Origin of the sequence: Leptolyngbya cf. ectocarpi LEGE 11479 (genome assembly GCF_015207065.1) — a bacterium.
Classification (GTDB): domain Bacteria; phylum Cyanobacteriota; class Cyanobacteriia; order Phormidesmidales; family Phormidesmidaceae; genus Leptothoe; species Leptothoe ectocarpi.
Window position 1 is genome coordinate 1 of the sequence record NZ_JADEXP010000057.1, and the last position, 23,938, is coordinate 23,938.

Sequence of the window (23,938 nt, forward strand, 5' to 3'; positions counted from 1 at the left end):
GGATAGGATACTGCCGTATCTGTTGGCGTGTAGTGGGGGGCCCAGCCACGGGTATCTTGAAATAAGCGAATTGCACAGACACGACGTTCTGAACCTAGGTGAAACCAATGCTTAGTGCCCTTAGGAACCACTAACAGATCACCGGCTGTTACCGTGACAGCCACCACGGGCCGATCTGGCGGATTGATATGGAAAATGCCTAGGCCGTCGAGAATAAATCGCACTTCATCTTCATCGTGCCAGTGTTCTTTATCGAACTTGGCCAGCATAGCATCCAGATTAGGCATGGTTGCTTCAATGTTGATCACATCTGCTGTGGTGTACCCATTTTGCTTTGAGAGCAAAGCAACCTCAGAATCATAGGCCGCTAAAATGTCGTCACTGCTAGTACCACTACCCAGGTCAGCATGGGTTGGCCAGCGTTCAAAACCAATATTAATCTTAGCTAGATAGTCTTTAACAGCGCTCTGATCGGTTATGCATGTTGGCGTTGCACCATCATAGACCTGAAGTTTTGCCATTGTGTTTATCCTGCTTTAGTGATCTGGCTGGCTACCGATATAGTAGTCACCTATTTTATTTCAAAATATTTTACCTGTAATAAAAATTCGTAAATTTCAAGATGTCGTTTTGCTTCAAATAAAGTGTTACCCCAGGCATAGAGACCATGACCGGCTAGCAAGATGCCATAGGGCCAGTCGGCGCAAGGCACCCTAATCTTTTGGCCAAGGGCGGTCATATCCTGGGTATTGGGCAATACTGGCAGATCTAACTGGGTGTCGTGGGTGGTGATACCTGCAATGCCTTTTTGCATTTCATAGCCTTGCCAGCTCACGCAGCCTTGAGCGGCAAAATGGAGGGACAAGACTGTAGCGTAAGGGGAGTGGGTATGCAGGACCCCCCCTGCCCCTGCATACTGGGCCAAGGTTAAATGGAGCGCTGTCTCAGCAGAGGCTTTGCCGTTGCCCTTAAGAACAGTTCCTTGCGGGTCAACAACAATCAGATCAGCGGCCTCTACGCTACCTTTATCGACGCCGCTAGGGGCCATGAGCAACTGCAATGGCTCACGCTGCAAAACCGTACTAAAGTTGCCACCAGTACCCAAGGTCCAACCACGACTGTGGGCCATTTGCATGATATCTATTAAGTCATGACGCACCTGATCGTGATGCACCTGTTGTCTGTCCATACACCGCTGATATGCTAGAACCTCCTTTGCAAAGCCGAGCACGTCTTCAGAGTATTGTGTGGAAGGGCAATACTCTGCGTCTACTCGACCAGCGTAGATTACCATTTGTCACTGAATACGTCACTTGTGATACCTCGGACGCAGTGGCTAAAGCCATTGAGAACATGGTGGTCAGAGGCGCGCCCGCGATTGGGGTGGCGGCCGCATTTGGAATGGTCTTGGCAGCGCAAAGGGACGAAAACCTGGTTGAAAAAGCTGCCATGCTCAAGGCGGCTCGACCCACAGCTGTGAACTTGATGTGGGCGGTTGACAAAATGCAGCAAACTCCGATGTCTGATTGGGAGCCAACGGCGCTAGCACTGTACAACGCGGATGTGGCGGTCAACCAGGCCATCGGTCAGCAGGCACAACAACTCATCCCAGACCAAGCTACAGTCATGCATCACTGTAATACAGGCAGTCTGGCTACGGTCGATTATGGCACGGCTTTAGGTGCCATCAGAATTGCCCATGAGCAGGGTAAGCAGATTCACGCCATTCTGGATGAAACTCGACCCCGCTTACAAGGGGCTAGACTCTCTGCCTATGAATGTCAGGCCTTTGGCATTCCCCACACTGTGATTGTGGATGGGGCCGCCCCCTGGGTGATGAAAACGCGCCGGGTGGATCTTTGCATTGTTGGGTGCGATCGCGTTGCGGCCAACGGTGATGTGGCCAACAAAATCGGCACCTATGCCCTGGCTTTAGCGGCGAAGGCCCACAACATTCCGTTTTACGTGGCCTGTCCCCTCAGCACCCTGGACCTGGACACTCCCAATGGAGAGGCCATTAATATCGAAGAACGCTCGGCCCAAGAGATTACCCATATTCAAGCCCAGCCTGTCTGCCCTGAGGGCACCCCTGTCTACAATCCAGCGTTTGACATTACACCGGCTGAACTGGTGACTGCAATCATCACAGAGCAAGGGATTATCTCTCCCCCGTATCTGGACAACTTGAAAGCGTTTGTGTAGGAAGAGGCCATGTTACCACCCAATATATTAATCAAGCCCTGGCTAGAGCAGTGGCTGCGCGAAGATCTAGGCCGAGGTGACTGGGCGGTCCAGGGATTGGGCTCTCTAGCTGCCCAGACGGGGCAGGCACAGTGGGTAGCCAAATCGTCAGGGGTTGTCTGTGGGCTGCCCGTGGCTCAGCAGGTTTTTGAGCTTTTGGACTCTACCGTAGAGTGGACCATGCTGGTCTCTGACGGTGAGCCCGTCACAGCGGGACAGCCCTTAGTAAAACTGCAAGGTCCTTTAGGTGTGCTGTTAACCGGAGAACGGGTAGCTCTAAACTTAGTCATGCGGCTGAGTGGAGTCGCCACGGCAACACGACAGTATGTGGATGCGATCGCAACGTTCCCCAGTCAGTTTGTCGACACCCGCAAAACCACACCTGGCCTGCGTGTTTTAGAAAAGTATGCCACCCACACGGGCGGTGCTCGCAACCACCGCATGGGGCTGGATGATAGCGTCATGGTGAAAGACAACCATATTGCCGCCGCTGGCGGGATTGAAGCCGCTATCGCGCACATACGACAGCGGATGCCTTACCCTCTGATGCTAGAGGTGGAAACCGAATCTATGGCCCAGGTGAAGACTGCGATCGCAGCGGGAGCCGACATCATTATGTTAGATAACATGTCTCCAGAACAGATGCGCGAAGCGGTCAGTCTGATTCGTCAGACCGCTGCCCATATTAAGATTGAAGCCTCTGGCAATATTTCATTAGAGACTATCAAAACAGTTGCGGCGACTGGCGTTGACTATATTTCTAGCAGTGGTCCCATTACCCGAGCCCCCTGGCTAGATATCAGCATGCGGATAGCATAATCTCTGCACCATCCTCCTGATTATCACTCGCTATCCGGACTTTCTAGGCCGTCCAAGGTATACACCGTAGTCTGGGCTGCCCGTCCCCGCAGCTGAATCTGGGCCTTCTCGGCAATCATGGTGTAGTGGTCGGCCACATGGTTATAGGTGGCCTCACTCATCAAAATTGGGTAAGGAGACTCTTTCGTCAGGTGTTTAGTCATATCCTGTAGCCGAGCCGCGATATTGACCGTATCGCCAAATAGAGAATAATTAGCTCGGTGGCGGCTACCCACCGTACCAGCGACCAAAGGCCCTGTATGAATACCCACCCCAAATCTCACCGTGGGTAATCCCTGGGCCGCAAATTCTCGGTTGAGATCGTTTAGCCGCCGGATCATATCCACGCTAGCCCTGACTGCGGCTAGGGCATCCTGCTGGACGGCATCGTCTCCAGGGCGCGCCACGGGCGCGCCAAAGGCCGCCATGATCGCATCTCCGATATACTTATCCACCACCCCACCATGGGCCATAATACACTCGGTCATTACCTCAAAGTAACGATTGAGCCAGGCCAGTAGACGGTCAGAGGGAAGCTTTTCGCTAATGCTGGTAAACCCACGAATATCGCTAAACAACAGGGTGGCCGTCAGTTCTTGGGAATGGATTTTACCCTTGGTTAACAACTCTTCTTTGTGTTGCCAGACAAAATCAGCCATCTCCGGCGACAAACTAATAGCAAAGAGATCGGTCAGTACCTGACGCTCCCGTTGTTCCGCTACCTGGAGCAACATCATCCCCAAAAAAGTGGTGCCGATGGGGGCCGCTATGGGCAGCCATAGTCCTGCTAAAAAACTCCCATAGGCGACCATAAACCAGACCGGCATTAGCGCTAGCACAAAGATTAGCCTGCCCCTGCGTCGTAAGGGCTTGAGCACTAAACTACTGCCCATGGCGCTGAGCATAATCAACAGCAGGGTATAGGGCTGCGGCAGCCGGGTTAAAAACCGATTGTTGAGCAGATTATCCAAAATCGCGGCATGCAAATAAACACCCGATGTGGAAATCTGTCGCTCAAATGGTGTTCTGATCGGGTCTTCTACGGTACCCACCACCCCCGTCGCGGTATATCCAACCAGAATAATCTTATTTTGGAGCTGGTCTAAGAGCTGATCATTGGTGAGCACTTCAGAGAATGAAAGCGTTGTTAGCCCCTGGGGAGACTGTTGCTGGCTGCCTGGACGGGTCAACCCTGGCCAATTGACATAGACAGGATGGTGTTGGTCAAAACGGTGAGGAGAGTCTAAATAGGGGGAGCTGGGGGCTGGTGCGTTAACCGTTTGGTTAGTGAGAACATTGGCCAGACTGTGGTGGTAGGTTTCTAGCAGCGCAATGGCAAAGCTGGGCGTGGTCTCACGTTTATGGCTTTCATATAAAAAATTACGGCGACTAATGCCATCGGGGTCGGGCGCATGTTTAACATGACCGCGCTGAAAGGCCTCCTCAGCAGCTTGGGTGAGCGTGGGAGTAATATCAACGGTGTTGCCCTGGCCATCACCCCCCACAGCGAGCACCACGTTGTTGCTAAAGCTAATGCTTTCCGCTAGCTGCGCATCGACCGGGGTGGTCTCTGGCATCAAAATATCAAAGCCGACGGCGGCGGGCTGCACAAACGTTAGTCGATCGAGGAGTGCCCCATAGCGATCGCGAGTCCAGGGATAGGGACCCTCTACGTCCAGACTCGCATCATCAATGGCAATGACCACAATCCGATCGTCCCAGGCCATATCGGTCAACCGGTCGCGGGTCAAAAATAGGCTGGCGTATACCCTGTTTTCTAAGGGCTCCCACATGCCTAAGGCGAATAGCCCTATGCCCAGCCCTGAGGCGGCGAGCCCAGGACCAAGGAACATATTGACCCAGTGCGATCGCGTTTTTCCTAGTCCATTTAAGAGCTGGTTTTGAGCCCATTGCCAAAGTTGCCCCATTGCCCACCTTCTAGAGGTTTATGCCCATCGTCTAACCTTGTGATCGTTGCCCTCAATCATGGGATAACCAAGGTAGTATCTTGTAGGTACGTGCTTCCCCCAAAGCATTTTGCACCGTCAAAACAACGGGCTGGCTCCGATCCGTGAGTTGGAGATTTTCCTCAAAATGACCCGTGCGACCAACGGGTAACTCTTCTCCCATAGCCAATAAAGTATTGGCAGCATCAATGCGGCCCGAGATATAAAATTGATCGTTTTTCCACTCATAGCTAAGCCATTGAATCTTCAGTTCGCGGTCTAGAACACGGGCCGGCGTCGGCGGATCGCCGGGATGAATAATGGAAACCATGCCTGCATCTACGGGCACAACAACACTTTGAGCGCTGGCTTCCACCTGGCCTTCTAGGGTGGCCACGTTGGTTTGACCGTTCTGCTCCACTGATACGCCAAACTCTGTTCCCCGCACTGCTGCTACCCCACTGGGTGTATGTAGTTCCAGGCGTGAATTGTTATGGGTAAAGCGTCGCACCTGTAGTCTCGCCTGACCTTGGGGCACATCAATCACCGTTACCTTGGATCCATCTGGCAGTACAGAAAGCTGTCGAATTGCAATGCGCGTATTCTGCGAGACGGCGATGGCCCCAATGCCATCATCGACGGATAGATGGGCGCTGGAACGATTGCCTGTTACCAGACCATGACCCACCGTAGAGAGCCGGTTGCCCACCTGGGCCGGTTTTCTGCTGCCGGTCAGCAGGGTCACAGAGCCGGCCATCCGCTGCACCTGTAACCATCGGCCAGGGACAGATTGGGCCACCGATGCAAACGGGACGCCCAGGGCTGCCGTGGCCAGTATCGAGCCGATTGCTAGATGTTTTAAGCGTCGAGTTTGCAAACGGGAACACACGTTCATGGAGTTAGGGATTGTTAGCACTGTCAAGCGGGAAAATACAGTGGATATAACCATTTTGCCCACTAGAATTTTTCTCCGCCGCTATTTCTAAGAGCCTTATGGTTTGTTCATAATCCGGAAGCAATTTAATCGCCCTGGGACATGAGTGCCCTCTGCACGCCATGGATAAAGGCTTGCCGACTTTTGTAATAGTTTTGTAGAGGACAACAACAATCAGCTAGAAGACTTTTATAAATCAGCCATTTATCGCTACATCACAGAGGCCGTTACGGTTATCTGCAGCCAAGGAATTAGAGTTAGTGGGCAGTCAACCCACCATTAACCGGACTGTATCATCCCTTCATGAATCGCGAACTGTTTCCAACTGCCAGGACCCACTTCTTTCTCAAATTCATGGGCTACCCAGTCATCTCGTCGGCCCAGACGACGTGCGCTTTTGCGCAGGTAGTCGAGAATGGTTAGCTGTTCTTCCCAGCTGGGTCGATGGCCATAGATCGACCCACGGCACCATTCGGTCTGGGGCTTACGCCCCGTATGTTCAAAAAAAGAACGCTCGGCCCAGGTGGGGGCATAGTTGCTCTTAAAGGCTCGGCGGCGATGGCCATGGAACAGCTGCACCAGGGTGGGGATGTCGTTGATTTGGTGAGCCTGCTGCGACGAGTAAATCTGCACCATATCCTCTAGTAAAATGGGCCGATCATTCACCCACTGGTGTCCGCATTCAGGACATTTGACGATAAACGAATAGACGATGAGGCCACAGGCAGGGCAGGGTTTGGTTGGCGCTGGCCCGCCCTGGCCAGATGACTGGCTGCGGGTAGGTAGACTATATTCTCGAATATCCTCAGGAAAACCCAGACGCTCTAGATTTCCGGCTTGGTCCAGAATGAGGCCGTAGTGTTTGCCGGTTTGGGGCGAAATGCGCATAACCCGACCTAACTGTTGAAAGTGTAAGGCGCTGGATTTGGTGGGTCGGAGCATCAGCCCCACTTCTACACTGGGTTCGTCAAACCCAATGCTAATCACATTGCACGAGGTGAGCACCAGTAGCTCAGCACTGCCGAGGGCATCGTACAGCCGCCGTCGTTCTTTGATGGGGGTATTGCCATCGACGGTATCAGCAGCGATCCCGGCTTTACGGAACGCTTTAGCCACGTTGCGAGCATGTTCCACATCAACACAAAAGGCAATGGTGCGTTTCCCAGGCACCAGCCGCTGCCATTCTTCGACAATCCGTTCTACCAGCTCGGGGCGATCGCAAGCCGTTTTTAGATCTTTTTCGTCATAGTCCCCGGCCTTGGTACCCACCTTTTCTAAGTTGGCCATGGTGTCCATGGGCATGCTGAAATACTTGAGCGGGGCCAGATAGCCCATCTGCTGCAGTTCGCTGGGAATGGGGGATGCCACTAGCGTATCGAGCACGTCGCCCAGTTGTTCTCGCCCCAGCCGCAGGGGTGTGGCTGTCATCACCAAGTGGACCGCGTCGGGATGGGTTTTGTGCATGACCTGTTTACCAATTTGGCTAAACAGGGTGATGTGTCCCTCGTCGTAGAACACCACGTCAGCGGGCCAAGTTTTCCACCAGCGCCGCTTGGCCATGGTTTGAATGCTGGCGATTTGGATCGGTGCGTCAGGGTTTTCGGGCCAGCCGGCTTTGATAAAACCGCAGTCTAGGCCAAAGGACTGCATTTTTTCATAGGTTTGTCCCACCAGAACATCTAGATGGACCAAAAACATCAGTTTGCGCCCCGCTGATTCAGCGTGGGCGCAAATCTGGCCGCTGATAATCGTTTTGCCGGCACCGGTACCCGCAATAATGGCAATGCGGCTGTGCCCCTCGTTCAGCTTGCGGTAGAGGTCGTTGACCAGGTTTACCTGATAGGGCCGCAGCTTCGGCGGTGCAGCCTGGGTACGGACCGGCGGGTCATCCAATGGGGGCGCAGGGGACTCTGGAGCATTGGATGACACTTCGGACATAGTGGTGCGATAGTCGTTGATCAATTTCTGGGCCTTTCACAGGCTTTTCACAGGCTCTTCACAGATTAATGTGTCGCGCCATAAATGTCAGCAGGGCCTTTTGGTGAGGGCTACCCAGGGGTCTGTCTTCGCCCAGCTTGGGGGCATATTTATAGCCCCGCTGCACGTCTTCTGGGCTACATAAACCGATGTCTTGGCCTTCATTGAGCTGGAGTTGTTCGACAGGTATGGTCAGTTCGCCCTGGTAGAAGTGTCGAATGACGCGCTCGTCTGCAGTGCTCTCAAATAGGGTGAGTGCCGTGGGAACGTGGCCAATCTCTTCGAACAGCTCGCGCCGGACGCCGGTATCGGCATCTTCGCCCGGTTCCAGGTGGCCGCCAAAAAAGCCCCAGTGGCCAGGAAAGATAATGTTTGGCAGGTCATCTCGAAGCTGCATCAGAAATTGGCCATTTTGATGGATGATTGCGATCGCAATCTCTACTTTCCTATTCACTGCTTCTACTCACCATCATGGAGTTGCCCATCAATATTAGATTCGAGTATATATTGTGTATCAAGCTGCAGACCAACAGCTCCAGCCCCTAGCCGTAAAATATCCTCGTACTGTTCTAACGACGCCGGGTAGGCTGCCTGCTGACAGATTTGCCAATTCTCGGTAGCCTCCTCAGTCAATCCGTTTTGCTCATTCAGCGCAGCGATATAGCAATAGGCTACCCCCTGCCCCGCATAGGTTTCCTCACTAACAATAGTTTTCTCAACGGTGATAGATGATTGAAAATGCTGAGCCGCTTCTTCGAGCAGTCTCTGCTGCGTTTTTTCTGACACATCGTCAGCCTGTCCGCGTTTCATTAGGGTAATCCCCAAGTTGCGATGTAGTGCTGCTTTTAAGAATTGCTGCCTGCTATCTAGATTGTCCATATCATTGACTTTATCCAATCCAATGCGAAATAAAACTTCTGCATCCAATAGGCCACTCAGTTCTCCAAATGCATCGGACGGATCGTTGTCAGCTGCAGCCAAACTTAGGGTGCCCATACCATTTAGGGCAACAAGATCTCCCTTTAGCAGCCCGTCTTGGTATTCAGCTTGGGCCTCCTGAAACTTCTCTAGATTTTGATAGACCTCTGCCAGGTGATTGTGGGGCTCTGTAGCCTCTGGGTTAAAGGCAATCGCTTCTTTATAGTACTCAACAGCAACATAGAGATTACCGGATTGTTGAGCTTTGAGCCCTTTGCTGTAGTAGTAATCAGAAAACTGAGGCAACGCGTTATACACACCATAGGAGGCTAACAGCAAAAAGATAGATGCTATCAGCGTCACTTCTGAATGAAAGTAGGGTGGAATATTAAGCTTTTTGAGCGTCTTTTTGACTAATCGCTGGCCGCGATTGGTGAGCGTGCCTCCAGCTATCAACACTAGCCCTGTCGCTTGAGAAAGGGTACTGACGGTTTGGATCAAATCAAACCCACCCACCACCGAAAAAGCCTGCGCTGTAATGGTCAAAAAAGACGCAGATACAACCAGGCTACTAGCACTCAAAACATTCCATAGCCAGTCAAAGCGATCCAGCTTATGGTTATTGGATTCTGGCTCAGCGGTTTCTAACCACCACCACCAGGCCGTTTTGTCAGGCTGTCGGCTGCGGCGACAGTCGGCGAGCTTGCCATCTTTAAGCAGAACAGGCGTTAAATCCTGGAGTTGATTATCCAAATCACTCAGACGGGCCAGCACATTAGCCTGTTGGACAATAGGACGATTGATACGGAGCTGACTGTCAATGGCATCCCGCACCAAAAGTAAGTGTAAAACTTGTGACTTCGTTATGGTGTCAGGAGTTTGAGCTAACCGCAGCAGTGCCTGAGCATAGGTTTGGAATACTCCTTTTACGCCATGTGCGCCATGTAAGGCTGATGGGGATACTGTCGGTTCCATACCTATAGTCCGTTGTGGTGCCAGAACTATTGATGTTCCTATTGGTCTACTGTTCCCTGCTGTTACTCTAAAGTGGCAGTAGCACGCTAAAACAAGTACGTCCAGGCACCGATTCCATCATCAGGCTACCCTGATGACGGTTTTCAATAATCCGCCGAGTGACATCTAGGCCTAGACCGGAGCCCTTACCCATGGGCTTGGTGGTAAAAAAAGGTTCCGTCAAGCGATTTTGAATCTCGTCTGGAATGCCGGGGCCGTTGTCTTCTATCTCTACTCGGAGGCAGCCATTCTTTGCACAGGTGCGAATAACAATTTTTGGCGAGTCTCCTGAAGAACTCTCATTTAAAGCATCAATAGCATTGTCGATTAGATTAGTCCACACCTGGTTTAGTTCGCTACCAAAGGCCATAATCTCTGGCAAGTCTTTGTTGTAGTGGCGTTCTACCTTGATGCCATGTTTAAGCTTAAAAGCAAACAGTCGTAGCGTATCTTCAATACCATTGTGGATATCAATCTGCTGCTGTGCCGCCCGGTCCATATAGGAGTAGGATTTCATCGACTGTACCAGGGTGGAAATACGGTCGGCCCCGTCCAGTCCGCTTTGGATCATCCCCATCACCTCAAAAGACAGCGACAGCCAGCGCAGTCCCATATCCCGTAGCTCGGTGTGGTCATCGCGCCAGCGGTCCATCAGTTTATCTAGCTGGGCGGGCTCTACCTTGCCTGCTGCCAGCGGTTCTGAAAGTTTCCAAGCATCGTCTACACCGTAGTCTTCTAGCCAATCTGTCAGCGCATCTTCTCGGTCTCCCTGAGCCAGTGGGTCATTATCTGGGTTAGCAACGGCGTCAAAACCGCGATCGCGCATGTCTAACCACTCCTGGGTATGGTCATCATCCACCTGACGCTGGCCATAGACCAGGTTCATTCGCTGTAGTTCTAGCATGGCTGGCTGCAAATCTTTAAGCGCACGTACCAGAGCGGCGGCTGGATTGTTCAGTTCATGGGCTAATCCAGCCGATAGCGTGCCCAGGGCCGCCATTTTTTCACGACTGCGGATAAACGTCTCTAATCCTCTTAACCGGGTGCCAACCGTTCGAAAGATATCGCGTTCAAATTCTCGACAGCTGTGGAGCACGTCTAAAAAGTCAGGACAGTTAAGGCGATAGAGATCGACATCGGTATCAGCCGTTAGCGTCACAGGCACTAGGTCTTCAGTCAGGACTTGAATCTCGCCAAAAAACGATGGGCTGACGTGACGACCCACGGGAATATCGCTACCGTTGCTTTGACGGCTGACGGTGATCTGACCGCTAAGCTGAATAAAGAATCCTAATGGCCGGTCGCCTTCTTTTACCAGGATTTCACCGGCTGTGAGCTGGATGTGTTCGGTGCGATCGCAAATCCAATCCAACCGTTCCCGAGGCAATGACTGAAACGCTGGCATCTGTAGTAAAGACTCTGCACAAAGCATAATTATTCTCCCTCACCGGCTAATGCCACATAGCTGCCCAAAGCAATTCCCTCACAAGGATTTACAAATTCCTGAGGATATTTTAGCGAGTTTGGCTGTGGTGAATGACTAGACCGCTGAATTTAGATTGAGTGGGCCGATAGTTACAACCGTCCGCAGTTTATTCCAGCACCGGACTATTTCCATAGGAAACAACGATCTATCCCATGACTCAAAGTTCTCCAGAATTTCGATCCATAGACCTTTCCAGGGTGAGTATTGAGTGATCTGAGCTATAGATCGTTCTGGGTTCTTCAGCGCCAAAACTCATCTAGATCGACGTCGGCTATTTCCTCCTGTACTTCCTGAAAGTAGCTGCTGGCGGTTAGGGTGGCGACTTCTTCTTGCCGCTGCTGCTGGTCGATTTCTATTTTTAGCTCGGCCAGCTGGCGTTTGAGCTCGTCTTCGCGGCGTTTACGTTCGGTAATGTCTTGGACGATACCCTCATAGTAGAGAACTTGACCATCGAAGGCGCGGACAGCACGGGCATGGATTTGGGTCCAGATAACACTGCCGTCCTTGCAATAACACTGGTATTGAAACCCGGTGATACTGTCTTGCTGGTCGATTTTCTCTTGAAAGTCTGCCCGTCTTTCTGGGTCAACATACAGCTGTGAGCCGATGTCAGTAATGCTATTGAGCATCTCCTGGGGAGAGGCATAGCCATAAATGTTGGCTAGGGCCGGGTTGACATTGATAAAGTGGCCTGCGGGACTCGATTGGAAGATACCCTCCAGGGCGTTTTCAAAGATACTACGGTAGTTTTCTTCGGCAATGCGCAGGGCCTCAAAAGACTGCTGCAGCTGTCGAGTCATTTTGTTAAACGAGTGGGCCAGGGTATCAATTTCGGCAATAAAGCTGGACTTTACCTGCTGGTCCAGCTGGCCTTGGGCCAGGCGATCGGAGGCTTGGGACAGCCTCAGGAGAGAACGGGTGATCCGACGGGCTGTAAGCACGCTTAGAGCAATGGCCAGCAACAGTGCTAGTCCACACAGCAGAATGGTGTTGCGGGTGTTGGCGTTTATTTGGCCCATAAAATCAGTCTCGGGCACCACCACTACAATTAACCAGTCGAGACCAAACCCATCCTGGAATGGCAGCACTTCTAAAAACTGGCGTTTTCCATTGAGCTGTAGCTGTAGCTGCTGGGCTTCGGTAAAGTGAGTAAACCCATCAAATCGCTGGGAGAGATAGCGGGCCGTTTCTTGCACCAGCTGATCGCTGCTGTTGATGGCGAGCAGGGGTGTGGCAGTGTTGCCATTGTTCACCATCAGCGGTTCATCGGTGGAGTTGGAAATTAGCTGCCCCTGGCGGTCGATTACAAAGGCTTGACCGGTCTGGCCGATTTGTAGGCTCTGTAAAAAGGTTCTAAATTCTTCTGGCAGCACCACATCAGCTGCACATACCCCCAGCACATTTTTGCCGGAGCGGTCATACACCGGGAGGCTGGCGGTAATGTTGGGGAGTCCGGTGGTAAACGCAATGTAGATATCGGTCCACTGGGGCCGCTCTGCTAGGGCGGCGGCTTTATACCAGGGACGCTGACGAGAATCGTAGGGGGTGTCGGTCTGTCGCAGAAAGCTGGTGCGCTCTCCTCGAACATCTAATCTGTAGTATTGACGTAGGTTCTGGGTGGAGGGGTTGCTATAGGTGAGCTGCAGCGTGCCATTCTCAGGCGATCGCAACACCCCAAAGAATTCACCCCGGCGGGCGCTACCGCAGTAGGCAAGGGCAATGGTGGGGGCAATCCGCATCTGCTGATAGAGCTGGCTTTCACCAAATTCTGCTCCCTCCACATCGAGCATGCCTCTAGCAAAGGCACTGGCGTTGAGTCGATTGATCTCGTGGGGGGTGGCAAAATAGCTCTGCAGTTCTTGTTCAATGCGGGCGGTGACCTCATGACGGAGCTGGGTGGCCAGCTTGTTCACGGCTGTTTGGCCATTGCGAAAGGAGAGATAGCCCACTAGGCCGACGGCCCCTACGATCTGACCGACAAACAGCACAATTAAGACCACTCTTAAGGGCAGATTGTCGGGGGGCTGCAGATGAGCTGATGGTTTCATGGAGAATTTACCAGCTACCAGCTATCAACATCTTTGCCATCAATCCAGGCCTGTAGCTCTCGCTCGGGTTTGGCCGCATTAAATAAATGTAGACCAAAATCTTGGGCCAGAGCTTCGCAAACTTTGATGCCCCGGACGCTGTTGCCCTTGGCATCTAGGGGTGGGGAAAAGGTACCAATGCCTAGCTGATTGGGCACCACGGCTAAAATACCGCCGCCCACACCGCTCTTGGCGGGCATCCCCACTCTGTAAGCCCATTCACCGGAGGCATCGTACATCCCGCAGGTGAGCATAACGCTAACCACATCCTGGACATAGCGCTCGTCCAGGGCGCGTTCCTGGGTAACGGGGTTGATACCGCCATTGGCCAACGTGGCGGATATCATGGCTAGATCGCGGGCGTTGACCATGATCGAGCACTGCTGAAAGTACAGGTCCAGGGTTTCGTCAATTTTGTCGCTCACCATGCCAAAGTTAAGCATCAGATAGGACATGGCGCGGTTGCGGTAGCCGGTGGCCTTTTCGGATAGAAAGACAGGCACGTTAATGTCGTGCTCGCGACCGGTGTAGCGCTTAAACATGTCCAGCATGCGCTTGAGCCGCTCGGTACTGCTGCTGCCTTTGATCAGGTCTGTGGTTGCGATCGCACCCGCATTTACCATCGGGTTGTAGGGCCGATTGGTGACCTCATCCAGCACAATGGCATTAAACGCCTCTCCAGTCGGCTCCACGCTCACCTTGCTATTCACATAGTCACGACCGTGATCTTCTAGGGCCAGGCCAAACACAAACGCCTTAGAAATCGACTGAATCGTAAACAGCTGGTCGCAGTCCCCCACATCAAACACCTGACCATCTTTGGTCACCACACAAATCCCAAACCACTCCGGCTTGGCCAGCGCCAGCTCCGGAATATAGTCGGCCACGGTACCGTCGTTAATGGCTTGAAACTGCCCGTGCAGCTCAGTCAAATAACTGCGAAACGGGGAGGTGACCGCCGTAATTGAACTGGTTAGGGACTGCAAATCTCCGATGTCTGACATCCTGACTAATCCCCTACAATCTGCTGGGCGACCTTACGAAACTCTTGACTGACCGGATGGTCTGGGTAGTTCACACAAAATACCCCTTCGCTGGCCAGCTGTACGATGTCCTCAGAGAGGGGAAATAGACCTGCTACGGTTTCGCCGTAGGTTTCCTCCACTTTTTGTTTGAGGGCATCCACATTTAAGCTGCTATAGACCTTATTGATGGCCAGGAGCATTTTACGAACCTTGAGCTGTCGGGCCACATCTACGGTCACCGCCGTGCCCTGATAATCCTGCTTATCGGGACGCAGGATCAAGATCAGCACATGGGATATGGCAATGGATAAAAAGGTTTCCTTAGATAGCCCTGGATGGGTGTCGATAAATAGATAGTCAAGTTTGAGCGTCTTGACCAGATTACGAAACCCATCGTTCATCAGTCTGACATCGTAACCATCCTTGAGGATGCGGGCAATGTCATCGGCCTTGACGCTAGACGGAACCAAATAGAGTTGGCCATCGCCGGTTACACCCAGCTTTTCGCCGACGTCATAGGCAGCGTCCTCAATGGGGGCTTCCCCCCAAAGATAATTATTCAGGGTTTTATGGGTGTGCTCAGGTTCTAGGCTGAATAGGTTATGAATACCGGGGGAAGGTACATCCGTATCGACGATGCCGACACGATTACCCTGGAGGGCGATAGTGGTCGCTAAATTAGCAGTAAAGTTGGATTTACCAGTACCGCCTCGATAGGAATGTATCGAAACAACTTTGGGCATACCTGGGGAAATAATGGTGGAGGCTTCTCAAGAAAATACCAGATATAAATCTGCTATTAAAGCAAATGCCAAATTCCTTAGCAAAGAACCTACTTAACCCATGTTAATTACCCATGACTTAAGCAACCCCGTCAGCGTTAGTTAGGCTGGGACGGTCTTGCCTGTGAGCTAGCGATCGCACAGCATTACTCCAGCGAATGCAGCTTTCTCAGTGGCTAAACAACGTCCGCAGGTTTAGAAACATTACAAAGTCGGAAAAGTCGGACAATCGTTCAAGCTTTTGGTTTTTTCATGGGCGACATCAGAGAAATATTCGCAGACGTTAAGCGTCTCTTCAATAAGATGTCCGGGCAGCTAAAAGACTCATTCAGCCACCTAGAGCCGAAGCCGAAAGAGCCGATTTAGAACAGCACGGGCTGCCAAACGTCCTGACTGTGCCGCACCATTCATATAGCCCTGGTATTCATCACTGGTATGTTCTCCAGCAAAGATTAAGTTGCCTACAGCAAACTCTTGTGCCTCTTCTCCTTCGAGATAAACATAATCTTGGATAAACCCGGTGTACTGCCCCGGCTTCCAGCAGGCGTAACTCCCTAGGGCGTGGTTATGTGTGGGCCAGTGCAGGCGAGTCGCTTTGCCATTCCAGGCGGCTGCCAAACCGGGGATGAGGTCATCGAGCATTTGTGTATAGATTCGAGCATTTTCACGAACGCTATAACGCTTGCTATCAAGTCCAATATTTCCCCCTAAATAAAAGGTGAGAGACCCTGTTTCTGTTTCTTGAAGTTGCGTGGTTTCAAAAAAGGTTTGGTAGGGAAGATCCGTAAACCCCAATCCGCTTAATCCTTGTTCTCGCCAAATAGATTTATTGTATCCCGGAGCAACTTTGACATTATTGGCATAACCTACCTGAGCAATGAATTGGCGAAGAGATTCGGGCAATGACATCCGCAGGGGAATACGACGAAGAACGCTAAAGGGAATAGCAAGAATAACGATATCTGCATCGATATCCGTGTAGTTAAATGTGAGTCGGAATCGATCGCCCTGGTTGCGCACGGAAGTCAAGCTCATGCCTGTTTCAATTTGGTCTTGAACCTCTTGGGCAATCGCGTCGGTAATGGCTTGAACCCCATTTTGGACCAGGTATCGTTCGTCGGACTCTCCTGTTGCTTCGACGAGTCCGTCTTCGTTGACACTGGGAATCAGCCAAACTAAATTGAGAGCAGTAATCTCGTTAGCTTCAAGTCCCATCTCTGTTACCATGACAAGCTCAATGAACTTGCGCAACCATCCCGAAAGGCCAAGGCGATCGCAATAGTCGGAAATCGAGAGAGCATCGAGTTCAACACTAACTGTTTCCCAATCTTCATCCAGCCGCTCGGCATCAGCCGCAATCCGTTCGGCAATGGGGATCAGTGCTTCTCCAAGTTCGGTCTCAGAAATCGTACGCCCGTCGAAATAATACAGATTTTGTAATGCCAACTCATCGGGAGTAAAGCGATCGAGCAGAGGAATATTAAGTTCTTCAGCCAGGGCAATCATATCGTCATGATCGCTATTAATATACTCGGCTCCGAGGTTCACCCAGGTCTTTTCTCCAATGGCATCGTACACTGTGTACATCCTGCCGCCGACACGGTTAGAGGCTTCGTAAATCGTGGCGCGGTAGCCCGCTTTTTTGAGTTGGTAAGCGGCATTGAGTCCGGCGAGGCCTGCTCCGACGATCGCAATTTTTGGGGTACTAGCTTCTTGGGCGAGGACAGCATTTTGGAATCCTTGACTTCCGGTAGCCAGCATTGTCCCACCCCCAAAGGCGGCGGCTGTTTTCAAGAATTTTCGTCGTCCCAGTCTTCTTTTCTTGGTGAGGTTCTGGAGTTCGTATAGTTCATCAATGGGTACTCCACGACGATTCGCAAGAGTTGCAAACCGTAAAGCGCGGGAAAACAGGCCAAATAGAGGAGTCCTTGCCATATCCTGTAGATTTCTCCAGTAGATTTGGTTTTATAAAAAAGCTGGACGTGAGAAGGTTAACCTGATCTTGACTGAGTCGAAAGATGAGCCAGTACTATTCATCGTATAACATCGAATGTAGCAGATGATAATGCTTTAAATACAATGCCTACAGGCAAAGAGCTTCTTTATATTTTCTCCACTGGTCATTACTTTAATGATGTCTTCCTTCAACGAGACTGATAGCTATTGGACGATTGGTGATAGGTTGAATACTTTTTGTCTCTTGAGCCAACCGAATGGATGTCTTACGGTCTTCAATAAATTGGTTCATTTGGTTGGCAAATCGGGCACTGCTGGCCATCAGTGTGGCGATCGCATCATGGCCAAACACCAGCACAGTCAAATCTTGCTCGACCACACCGGTCACTAGGCTAGCTTCTCCTATGAGTAAGGCTGTTTCACCAAAGAAATCACTTTTAGCCAGATGGGCAATCTCGCGCTGCTGCTGGTGAGCATCCGTCACATATAGACGCAGACTGCCATTGCGAATAATGTAAAATCCTTCGTCCGTCTCTCCTTCTACAATGACGCGATCGCCAATGCCATAGACACCGAGCACCGCACTTTCGGCCAAACGAGCAATGTCATCGGCATCCAAAAAGGCTAGGTAGGATAGCGATCGCAAAAACTCACTCACCTCTTGAATATAGTCAGCCCGTTTGGGCCGTCGTTGAGGCACATGGTGCAACGTCCGAATCGGAAATGGAATGGTTAGCCCATTACGCTTAGCCGCATAGAAAATACGCGTACTAAACTCATTGTGAATGGTTTCCACATACTTATAATCATCCAAGTAGTACTTCACCTCGTAGGTAATGGCAAAGTCATCGTAGGAAATGGTGCGCACATTGGGAGCCGGCTCATTGAGCATATGGTTGGTTTCACTGGCCGCGCTCTGTAGTACCCGCTTCACATGGTTGGGCGGATCATCGTAGGAAAAGCCGATAATATAGCGCTCTGCATGGAGCGGATCGCCGCTATGGTAGTTATAAATATTCTCTTGGTCTAAAACACTGTTGGGGACTACTAGTAGATCGCGCTCTAGAGTACGCAGTCTGACGGAGCGCCAATTAAGATCTTCCACCTGTCCTTCAACATCACCAAATCGAATCCAGTCGCCCACCTTAAAGGGACTATCAAATAGCAGTAAAAAGCCGGATACCAGATTGCTGAGAGTGTTTTGTAAGGCTAAGGCAATCACCAATGACCCCACACCCAGGGCGGTGGCTAAATTACTGAGATTAACGCCCCAAATGGTACTCAGCACATAGAAACTAATGCAGAGCACCAATGAAATACGGGCAATTTGCAAGAACAAGCGAGGCACCTGCCAAACATGGCGCGAAGCCATCTTGGCTTCACTGGTCAGCAGCACTCCCAACAGCGACAGTCCGGCGATAATCAGCGCTATGCCAATGGCTGTTTCGATTACTTTGATCGTAATCGTATTCCGTTCTGTTGCTAGAAACTGATGCAGTAATAGCCAAACTGCTACGGATGGCACTACTAGATTACGAATATTGATCAACAATTTGGTAATGGGTTTATAACCGCGATTCTCCAAGCGATCGATTAATTCACCTAGAATAATCGTGATTAAGGGAAATCCCACCACAAATGTCAGGGCTTTCAACCAAATAGTCTGAGTCATGGATGTCTCTTTTTAGTAATGCGCAGCTATATAGGGTCTTCCCCTAGGGACACAATCGCTTCAATTTCTCGAACGGTGTCATCAAGGCTGGGCCGTCCTGTTCCCCCTTGGTAGAGCACCCAGCTGGTTAGCCGCCCCACTTCATTGACCTCAATATCTTCAGCCGGTCTAAATGTGTATAAATCGCGCACGCTGTCATGCACTTCTTCGGTGACCCGAATTGTATTGCTCTTGGCCACACGGTTTAGCTGATGTGCGATCGCAAGTGTTTCACCCCAAAGATGATAATTGAGGCGTTTTGTATCGATCACAGCGGCAATCGATTCTCCTGCATCAATGCCAATACATAACTTGAGGTTGGGATTATACTTGTTATTAAAACGCTGCAAAATATTCATCATCTCTAAGCCTAAATCTACCACCCGCTTGGTATGGTCCATCCGAGGTGCGGTCAATCCGCAGACGGCAAAGTAAAGATCGCCAATTCGATCCAAGGCTAAAACATCCAAGCCTGTGGCCACCTCGTCAAAGGCGCTAAACAATTCTGTCAACAGTCTGGTCACCTCAGACACCGAGCGCTTGGCCGACAGTTCAGTCAGTCCTTCTAGGCTGGCAACTAATACGGTTGTCTGCTGGGTATGATCGGTAATGAGCGCTTCGCCATTTGCCAGCCGCTCAGCCGCCGTAGTTGGTAAAACATTGAGCAATAGGGCCGTATTCTCTCGATCTTTTGTGGCCAATAGTGATTGCTGTTCTCGTAAGCTCCGGTTGATTTCATTAAAGGCGTCCACCAGTAGGCTAAGCTCATCTTCAGTGGTCGCTTTTAGCTCGGCTTGGTCTAATTCTCCTGAAATAATCTTGTGGGAGTCTGCCACCAGTAAACTAATGGGCCGTACTAAACTGTTGGCGGCAACTACCGCAATGAGGGTAACCAAAAACACTAAAATCACGGCTGTAATCAGAATATAGCCCTGCAGATTGGTCAAAGGGGCATAGGCTTCTGCTAGATCCATCTCTGAGAGAATGACCCAGTCAACCCCTTTAATATTTAAAGGGGCATAGGAGCTTAATACCGGCACCCCCCGATAATCATCAATAATTTGGGTTCCGGTCTTTCCCTGTTGGGCCGCTTCAGCTCCCTCAGTATCCACTGACTGCAGCAAAATTGATGTCTCTAGTCGCCCGATGGTTTCAACAATAGTCTCGGGAGTGCCCACATCTCGCAGCGCCTGTTTATACCCTGTGGGGTCTTCAATCAAAAATCTAGAGATGGATCGCATGAGTAGATCGGCCCCGACAAGATACACTTCTCCGGTTTGTCCTAAGCCTTCGTTCTCCCAGTTTTGATTGCCTGTGAGCACATTATTAATCCGATCCACTGGCAGCTGCACGGCTAAAATCCCCACCTGCTGACCATCGGCATAAATCGGAGAGGCAAAAAAAGCAGCAGGTGCTCCATAGGACGGACGATAGGGGGCAAAATCGACAATTTGTACCGCTCCCGGTTCAGGATTTTTTTGGACCTTATCGATCACCTCAGCAAAGTTACTGCGAGCATAGGGACCGGTATCGAGACTCGTGGCAAAGTCAGTTTCTTTGTAAACGGAATAGACAATATCGCCGGTTTTATGATCAATTAAAAACAGATCGTAATAGCCAAATTTACTAACTAGATTCCGAAAAATACGATGATAGCGATTATGAACTGTGCTGTAGGTAGTGCCGTCGTTTGCTTGCAACAGATTATCTTTACTACCCACTGGGTAAGGATTGTTAGCAATGTAGCCGTATTGCAGCACCTGGGCCGCCCGTCCACCGGGGCGATAGATATCAAAAATGGGAGTACCGTCAATATTGTCGCTTAGCCGAGGAAAGAACTCGTCATTGTAGTATTTGCGTAGAGCTTTTTGCCAGGTGTCGCTGAGGGGGGCGGTTTCTGTATTCAGCTGATCAAACGCCTGGTCAAATTCTCCCATGGCCGATACGATCATGCGGTCTTCCGCCAGGGTCTCCACCTGGCTGTACATAAACTGAAAATAAGACTCAATTTCAGCTGCCTTGGCAGCTCGCACACTGGTAAGTTGGTCAAAGATCCGCTGAGTCAAGATATTGCGGGCTCGTTGCCAGGTGAGCAGCCCCATCACAGCGGCAGACCCAAGGCTCACTATCAACAGCACCAGCATCACTTTTGACTTAATTCTGAGCCGCGCTAGTCCGACCATGCCATGCTCCCTAGGCCATTCAGTGGAGAAAAAAGGGGGGAGTATCCCCCCCGAGGGGTTTCCTGCTTTAAGTGCAGGAACTGTTGGTCCCCTGGAAAACTAGCCGCTATAGCTTCGTCTCAATCAAGGAGCTAGGCGCTTCATCTACCATAGAGAAACCGGCATAGGCAATCTGACCATGTTCATGGATATCGAGGCCTTCGATCTCTTCGTAATCGTGCACTCGAATACCCAAGGTCAGTTTCAAGGCCAGCCAGCAGAGATAGCCTGTAACAACGGTAAAGCTACCGTAGGCAACAACACCGACTAGCTGAATCCAGAATTGTTGAATGCCAGCATTGGCACCAAAAATACCAACCGCTAACGTCCCCCAGACACCGTTACACAGGTGCACTGAAATCGCGCCCACCGGATCATCAATGCGCAGGGCATCGAAAAAGTCGATGGCAAACACCACCAGGCAACCGGAAATGCAGCCAATAATGATGGCAGAGACAAAAGAGACTTGATTACAACTAGCGGTAATGCCCACCAAACCGGCAAGAATGCCGTTGATCACCATCCCTAGGTCTGGCTTTTTATTTTTGAACCAAGAGACAAATGTGGCCACTGTGCCTCCAGCCGCGCCTGCTAGGTTGGTGGTGATAGCAATGTAGGCAATATTTTCATTGGCTGCTAGCTCGGAGCCAGGGTTAAAGCCAAACCAGCCAATCCAGAGAATCAGGCAGCCCAGTGTGGCTAAACTAAGGTTGTGGCCGGGAATCGGCTTGACCAGTCTGCCTTCATACTTGCCATAGCGTGCGCCTAGCACAATGGCACCCACCAGGGCTGACCAACCGCCAACGCTGTGGACCACCGTGGAGCCTGCAAAGTCAGCAAACCCGAGATCAGCTAGCCAGCCGCCGCCCCAGGACCATTTGCCTGAAATACAGTAAAAGGCGATATTGACTACGCTAAAAATCAAAAAGGCATCAAATCGAATCCGCTCAGCTACGGCTCCCGACACAATGGTGGCCGAGGTGGCGGCAAAGGCCGCCTGAAACAAAAAGAAAATTGTCACCGGCAGACCCGTTGGGAAAGGGTCTAATCCGTAGGTGGCAGAATCTCCCGATATGAAGAATCCACTGAGGCCAATTATGCTGGTGCCCTGGCCAAACATAAAGCCAAAACCGACAGCCCAATAGGTCAGCAAGGCTAGCCCGAACACAATAATGTTCTTAGAAAGGATATTGACCGCGTTTTTCTGACGGCACATGCCCACTTCTAGCATGCCGAATCCGGCATTCATGAATACGACTAGGGTGGCACAGACTAGGATAAAAACAACATTGAGATTCCCTTGTTGTAGGGCAACCTGCTCAGCTAGGGCCTCTACGCTGACAGATTCTTGGGCAAAGGTGAATGTGGAGAATGCGATCGCACACCAAATCGAGGTCAAAAAAACTACCCTGAGCCGATGCTGATTAATCCATTGCATCAAGCGGACTAAAGCATCGTAATAACGAGTATCACCTCCGGTCGCAGGAGAACTACTCTCTCTTCGTTTAACGTGTTGCTCTGTATGACTAGACATTATGACTCCTAATTCATAAAGCGAGCAATCTATTTAATGGTATGAAATCGCTATTCTCTACATGTCAAAACAGCAGAAGCAATCAACAGTAACTACTGGTGAATGTAGACGATAGCCGTGATCAGAATGGCCAGTTTTAGGCTTAAAAAAGTCTGTTGTCAGACCCGCTGCAATTCAACGATCACGAGACTTGATACCTTAAAAGATTTCACTCGACTGGTTCTATGAAAAACCTTTACCACATAACGTGATCCTCAAGAACTCTAAAGGTAGAACCTCAAATGTCATGTAACAAAGGCTTATAGAGATTCCTTAGAAAAGTGTTTCTGTGGAATTACTGGTATTGAAACGCAGTCACTTAAAAAAGTAAAGCCTGATTGTTCGGTAAAATACTCACTCAATCAGTTGAAAAATAATGAAGAAAAATAAATAGTTCGGCTTTTTAGGAATGACATAAAAAAAGCGGACCGTTTTATTAGCCCGCATTGACAAACGTCTGAAAGTTCCGAGAAACTCTTCGAGTTGTCACTGTATCTTCAGTTATGTCCATTAGGATAATGAATCCAACCCGTTAAAGTAAAGTCGGAAAAGTCGTCTGTCAGCTTGCTTTATCGATTCTTTTTACCCGAGTTTATATTTTGAAGATGTCTAATCAGTGGGTGAGCCTAATCGTTTATAAGATAGAAGATCAGGTGTTTGATTTCGTCGAACAGGCCCCCAAATCCCCAGTTTGCCTAATTGGGAAGACTTAGTTCCTTCCATGGAAGGGGGCCTTGGGATCTGAAGCCTAATTGGGACAACCTACTTACCACAATAGCCTTGAGCGATAATTAGAGCTTAGCAAATGACTGCTTAACAGTGCAGCCGACCTGATGTCCGCGCTCAAAATATCAAGAATATTTGATAGGTTTTCATAACGAGGTTAAACCCTTCAGACACAGTACTTTTCGGCACAGAAAGAACACTTATCAACGGTCTTGATAATCCGTATCTTGACTGGGCTCTAAAAGAGATTTATAGTTTTTCTCAGGTCGCTTTGCGGCCCTACTACAGAACTGAATATCTGGCACTGTCGGCAGGTGTCCCACCACCTAACCGACAGCTGACCCACAGCTGTTCGAGGCAACTGCGGGCTTTGGTTATTATGCCTTAGCATCCCCGGTGTGCATACATCTTGTGCGGTTTGCTAAGGTGTTCGGTTCTGGTTTCCTTCGCAAACCCTACGTTTTGGAGATCAGAATCCATGT

At 50.5% G+C, this 23,938-nt stretch carries 17 protein-coding genes; 2 read left to right on the plus strand and 15 right to left on the minus strand.

Annotation, left to right across the window (positions count from 1 at the left end; all coding sequences use genetic code 11):
• On the minus strand, positions 1-521 hold a 521-nt coding region (locus IQ260_RS08825; RefSeq protein WP_193992734.1), incomplete at its 3' end, for a 1,2-dihydroxy-3-keto-5-methylthiopentene dioxygenase.
• 50 nt (positions 522-571) lie between these two features.
• On the minus strand, positions 572-1,189 hold the full coding sequence (gene mtnB, locus IQ260_RS08830) for a methylthioribulose 1-phosphate dehydratase (RefSeq protein ID WP_193992735.1): 618 nt from the start codon (positions 1,187-1,189) through the stop codon (positions 572-574).
• Between the two features lie 11 nt (positions 1,190-1,200).
• On the opposite strand from mtnB, the gene mtnA reads away from it, so the two are divergent.
• Together mtnA and nadC are read left to right on the plus strand one after the other, a co-directional pair.
• Positions 1,201-2,202, plus strand: coding sequence for an S-methyl-5-thioribose-1-phosphate isomerase (gene mtnA / locus IQ260_RS08835; RefSeq protein ID WP_193992736.1), 1,002 nt, complete (start codon positions 1,201-1,203; stop codon positions 2,200-2,202).
• A 9-nt stretch (positions 2,203-2,211) separates the two neighbouring features.
• Positions 2,212-3,060, plus strand: coding sequence for a carboxylating nicotinate-nucleotide diphosphorylase (gene nadC, locus IQ260_RS08840; protein ID WP_193992737.1), 849 nt, complete (start codon positions 2,212-2,214; stop codon positions 3,058-3,060).
• A 23-nt stretch (positions 3,061-3,083) separates the two neighbouring features.
• On the opposite strand, the gene IQ260_RS08845 is transcribed toward nadC, so the two are convergent.
• From IQ260_RS08845 to IQ260_RS08905, 13 genes are all read right to left on the minus strand, one after another.
• Positions 3,084-5,027 (minus strand): CHASE2 domain-containing protein, encoded by a 1,944-nt coding sequence (locus IQ260_RS08845; RefSeq protein ID WP_193992738.1) that lies wholly within the window; start codon positions 5,025-5,027, stop codon positions 3,084-3,086.
• Positions 5,028-5,079: 52 nt separating this feature from the next.
• A complete protein-coding gene (locus IQ260_RS08850) occupies positions 5,080-5,940 on the minus strand; it encodes a FecR family protein (protein ID WP_193992739.1) in 861 nt (286 codons plus the stop codon).
• Positions 5,941-6,258: 318 nt separating this feature from the next.
• A complete protein-coding gene (locus IQ260_RS08855) occupies positions 6,259-7,917 on the minus strand; it encodes a DEAD/DEAH box helicase (protein ID WP_228015744.1) in 1,659 nt (552 codons plus the stop codon).
• Positions 7,918-7,975: 58 nt separating this feature from the next.
• Positions 7,976-8,410 (minus strand): NUDIX hydrolase, encoded by a 435-nt coding sequence (locus tag IQ260_RS08860; RefSeq protein ID WP_193992740.1) that lies wholly within the window; start codon positions 8,408-8,410, stop codon positions 7,976-7,978.
• Between the two features lie 5 nt (positions 8,411-8,415).
• Complete coding sequence (locus IQ260_RS08865) at positions 8,416-9,849, minus strand: tetratricopeptide repeat protein (RefSeq protein WP_193992741.1); 1,434 nt, start codon at positions 9,847-9,849, stop codon at positions 8,416-8,418.
• Between the two features lie 67 nt (positions 9,850-9,916).
• Entirely contained in the window at positions 9,917-11,320 is a 1,404-nt protein-coding gene (locus IQ260_RS08870) for a sensor histidine kinase (RefSeq protein WP_193992742.1), read from the minus strand.
• 293 nt (positions 11,321-11,613) lie between these two features.
• The gene (locus IQ260_RS08875; RefSeq protein ID WP_193992743.1) at positions 11,614-13,422 is read right to left on the minus strand and encodes a PAS domain S-box protein; all 1,809 of its coding nucleotides are present in this window, start codon (positions 13,420-13,422) and stop codon (positions 11,614-11,616) included.
• Positions 13,423-13,436: 14 nt separating this feature from the next.
• Entirely contained in the window at positions 13,437-14,465 is a 1,029-nt protein-coding gene (gene glsA / locus IQ260_RS08880; protein ID WP_193992744.1) for a glutaminase A, read from the minus strand.
• 5 nt (positions 14,466-14,470) lie between these two features.
• Complete coding sequence (locus IQ260_RS08885) at positions 14,471-15,229, minus strand: MinD/ParA family ATP-binding protein (protein ID WP_193992745.1); 759 nt, start codon at positions 15,227-15,229, stop codon at positions 14,471-14,473.
• A gap of 375 nt (positions 15,230-15,604) precedes the next feature.
• Positions 15,605-17,203, minus strand: coding sequence for a flavin monoamine oxidase family protein (locus IQ260_RS08890; RefSeq protein WP_193992746.1), 1,599 nt, complete (start codon positions 17,201-17,203; stop codon positions 15,605-15,607).
• Between the two features lie 193 nt (positions 17,204-17,396).
• Positions 17,397-18,896, minus strand: coding sequence for a mechanosensitive ion channel family protein (locus tag IQ260_RS08895; RefSeq protein WP_193992747.1), 1,500 nt, complete (start codon positions 18,894-18,896; stop codon positions 17,397-17,399).
• A 26-nt stretch (positions 18,897-18,922) separates the two neighbouring features.
• A complete protein-coding gene (locus tag IQ260_RS08900; RefSeq protein ID WP_193992748.1) occupies positions 18,923-21,118 on the minus strand; it encodes an adenylate/guanylate cyclase domain-containing protein in 2,196 nt (731 codons plus the stop codon).
• A gap of 106 nt (positions 21,119-21,224) precedes the next feature.
• Positions 21,225-22,691: an ammonium transporter gene (locus IQ260_RS08905; RefSeq protein WP_193992749.1), complete on the minus strand. Its 1,467-nt coding sequence runs from the start codon at positions 22,689-22,691 to the stop codon at positions 21,225-21,227.
• Positions 22,692-23,938 lie beyond the last annotated feature (1,247 nt).

Coding starts and splice junctions, on each gene's coding strand:
- mtnB (WP_193992735.1), bottom strand. CDS start 1,189: ATGGACAGACAACAGGTGCATCACGATCAGGTGCGTCATGACTTAATA.
- mtnA (WP_193992736.1), top strand. CDS start 1,201: ATGCTAGAACCTCCTTTGCAAAGCCGAGCACGTCTTCAGAGTATTGTG.
- nadC (WP_193992737.1), top strand. CDS start 2,212: ATGTTACCACCCAATATATTAATCAAGCCCTGGCTAGAGCAGTGGCTG.
- IQ260_RS08845 (WP_193992738.1), bottom strand. CDS start 5,027: ATGGGGCAACTTTGGCAATGGGCTCAAAACCAGCTCTTAAATGGACTA.
- IQ260_RS08850 (WP_193992739.1), bottom strand. CDS start 5,940: ATGAACGTGTGTTCCCGTTTGCAAACTCGACGCTTAAAACATCTAGCA.
- IQ260_RS08855 (WP_228015744.1), bottom strand. CDS start 7,917: ATGTCCGAAGTGTCATCCAATGCTCCAGAGTCCCCTGCGCCCCCATTG.
- IQ260_RS08865 (WP_193992741.1), bottom strand. CDS start 9,849: ATGGAACCGACAGTATCCCCATCAGCCTTACATGGCGCACATGGCGTA.
- IQ260_RS08870 (WP_193992742.1), bottom strand. CDS start 11,320: ATGCTTTGTGCAGAGTCTTTACTACAGATGCCAGCGTTTCAGTCATTG.
- IQ260_RS08875 (WP_193992743.1), bottom strand. CDS start 13,422: ATGAAACCATCAGCTCATCTGCAGCCCCCCGACAATCTGCCCTTAAGA.
- glsA (WP_193992744.1), bottom strand. CDS start 14,465: ATGTCAGACATCGGAGATTTGCAGTCCCTAACCAGTTCAATTACGGCG.
- IQ260_RS08885 (WP_193992745.1), bottom strand. CDS start 15,229: ATGCCCAAAGTTGTTTCGATACATTCCTATCGAGGCGGTACTGGTAAA.
- IQ260_RS08890 (WP_193992746.1), bottom strand. CDS start 17,203: ATGGCAAGGACTCCTCTATTTGGCCTGTTTTCCCGCGCTTTACGGTTT.
- IQ260_RS08895 (WP_193992747.1), bottom strand. CDS start 18,896: ATGACTCAGACTATTTGGTTGAAAGCCCTGACATTTGTGGTGGGATTT.
- IQ260_RS08900 (WP_193992748.1), bottom strand. CDS start 21,118: ATGGTCGGACTAGCGCGGCTCAGAATTAAGTCAAAAGTGATGCTGGTG.
- IQ260_RS08905 (WP_193992749.1), bottom strand. CDS start 22,691: ATGTCTAGTCATACAGAGCAACACGTTAAACGAAGAGAGAGTAGTTCT.